Genomic DNA, 2,462 nt, shown 5'->3' with positions numbered 1-2,462 from the left:
CCCCCTATGCGGAGCAGGCCTGAAATCAGGCCTACAGCCACTACCTGATTAGGGGCGCGGGGAACGGCGCAATCTTTTGCCTTTCAGGGGCGCGGGGAACGGCGCAATCTTTTGCCTTTCAGGGGCGCGGGGAACGGCGCAATCTTTTGCCTTTCAGGGGCGCGGGGAACTGCGCAATCTTTTAGGGGCGCGGGGAACTGCGCGACCAGCCACGACGCACCCGCACCCGCACCCGCACCCCTCCCCACGCACGCGCAAAATCACAAGGAACCGCCGGCAGCCAACCGCTCCTGCTCCTCCTCCACAATCCGCCGAGCAATGGCCCCGTCGGACACATCCACCGCATCCGGCGAAGCCTCAGCCACCTCACTGCGCCGCGCATACACATCGAAGAGCCGCTCCTTGCTCTCCAGAATGTGCAGCAACCGGTCGTCCACGGAATCCGTCGCCAGCATCCGGTGCACCTGCACCGACCGCACCTGCCCCATCCGATGCGCCCGCGCAACCGCCTGGTGCTCCAGCGTCGGCTTGACCTGCGGCTCGCACAGGATCACCACGGACGCCGCCTGCAGGTTCAACCCCACCCCGCCGGCCTCGATCTGGCAGAGCAGCACCGCGTGCCCCTCCGCGTCCGTGAACTCGTCGACCGTCCGCTGCCGCCGCGCGGCCGGCACCCCGCCCGCGACCGTCCCCACCACGGCTTCGCCCACCGCCTCGCGCACGGTGGCGAGTACGTCCCGGAAGTACGAGAAGACGACAACCTTGACCTCGTTGGCGGCAGCCTCCGCGACCAGCTCCCGTACACGCTGCAGCTTCGCCGACTTCTCCGGACGCGCGTACGCGGCCCGGCGCATCGCCATGAAGTTCCCCGCCGCGACGGCCTCCCGGTAGGCGTCCTGGTCGGCGGCGCTGAGCTCCTCCCACTCGTCGACCTGCACCAGCGCGGGCAGTTCGGTGAGCACGTCCTGCTGGTTGCGCCGCAGGTAGGCGGGGGCGACGGACCGCCGGAAGGTGTGCGGCCCCGCGACGGCGTCGCTGCCCTGGATCCTCGGCACCAGCTCGGGCCTGAGGTGGCGGACGAGCGCACGGAACTCCTCCACCCGGTTCTCCATCGGCGTCCCCGTGAGGAACAGGACCCGCTCGCAGCGGCCGGTCCAGCGCGCGACGGCGCGCGAGCGGCGGGCCTCGGGGKTCTTGACGTAGTGGGCCTCGTCGACGACGAGCGCACCCGGCGCGTCCAGCGGATGCGTCTCGGCCTTCCTCGGGTCGGGCAGGCTGTGCAGCACGTCGAAGGTGGTGACGGCGACCCCGCCGCGCTCGCGCCACTCGGCGTACGCGTCCAGCCGGTCGGGGCCGTGCACGGGCACCGCGCGCAGGGTGCTGCGGGCCCCGATCTCGCGCGTCCAGTTGATGAGGACGCTCGCCGGGCACACCACCAGGAAGTGCCGGTGCCCCTCGGCGGCCAGGTGCGCGAGGACGGCGATGGCCTGGATCGTCTTGCCGAGACCCATCTCGTCGCCGAGGACCACCCGGCGCTGGGCGAGCGCGAACCGCGCGCCGAAGGACTGGTAGCCGCGCAGCGAGACCCGGCGGTGGGTGTCGTCGAGCCCCTGCGCGTGCACCCGGTCGGCGACCTCCGCCGGCAGGAAGCCCTCGGACGCCTCGGCGTCGGGCACGCTGCCGGCGATCTCGGCGAGCTGGCTGTAGTACTCCGCGGACCGCAGCTCGAAGTCCACCCACGCCTCGGCGTCGGACGCGGACTCCCGCAGCAGGTCGGTGGATGCCTGCGCGAACAGCATCGGTACGCCCTTGGAGACGGCGTCGGCGACGAGTGCCCGTACCTCGGTCGCCGCCGCGAGCGCCTTCTCCCGCGCGGTCCTGCCCAGCAGGGCCATGCGCAGCCGTCCGCCGGCCGGCCGGGCCAGCGGCAGGAGCGCCGTGAGCCTGCGCTCCAGCGCCCCGGCCGCGTCCACGGCCCGCCGCAGGTCGGGTCCGGCCTCCACGATCCGCCGCAACGCGATGACCAGGGCGGTGGTCCGCGGCTCCGGGTGGTCGACGTCGATGCGTACGGACACGGTCTCTTCGAGGGCCCGGGCGAGCTGCCGGGCGGCGGCGAGCGCCTGGTCGGCGGTCTGCGCCCCGACGCCCGGTATCTGCCGCAGCTGGTACCGGCTCGCCTCGAACACCGGCCGTACGCTGGTGAATCCGGCGTTCTCCAGCGCCCCGAGGCGCAGCCGTCCCTCGGTGACGTCCTTCAGCCGGGCGACGGGAATCCCTTCGAGTTCCTGGGCGACCAGCTCGGCGAGGAGGGGCGCGAGAGCGGCCCGCACCTGCTCCAGGGCACGCCGGTGATCGGCGAGGACGCCCTGCGCGAGCCCGGCGAGCCGCTCCCCGCGCGCGACGGCCTCCCGGGCCTGCCGCCCCACACCGACGGACCCCCCGGCCGCCGCCTCGTCCCCGCC

Annotated in this window: 1 protein-coding gene; it reads right to left on the bottom strand. The window is 73.1% G+C overall.

The window, feature by feature from the left end; all coding sequences use genetic code 11:
* Positions 1 to 260 precede the first annotated feature (260 nt).
* Positions 261 to 2,462 (bottom strand): DEAD/DEAH box helicase (locus tag FGF04_RS38795; protein ID WP_408055729.1); only part of this gene is annotated, 2,202 nt, incomplete at its 5' end.

The sequence above is a fragment of the Streptomyces apricus genome (assembly GCF_008369065.1).
GTDB lineage: Bacteria > Actinomycetota > Actinomycetes > Streptomycetales > Streptomycetaceae > Streptomyces > Streptomyces apricus.
Note: the sequence above shows the minus strand (reverse complement) of the source record. Positions and strands in the feature narration are given on the sequence as shown.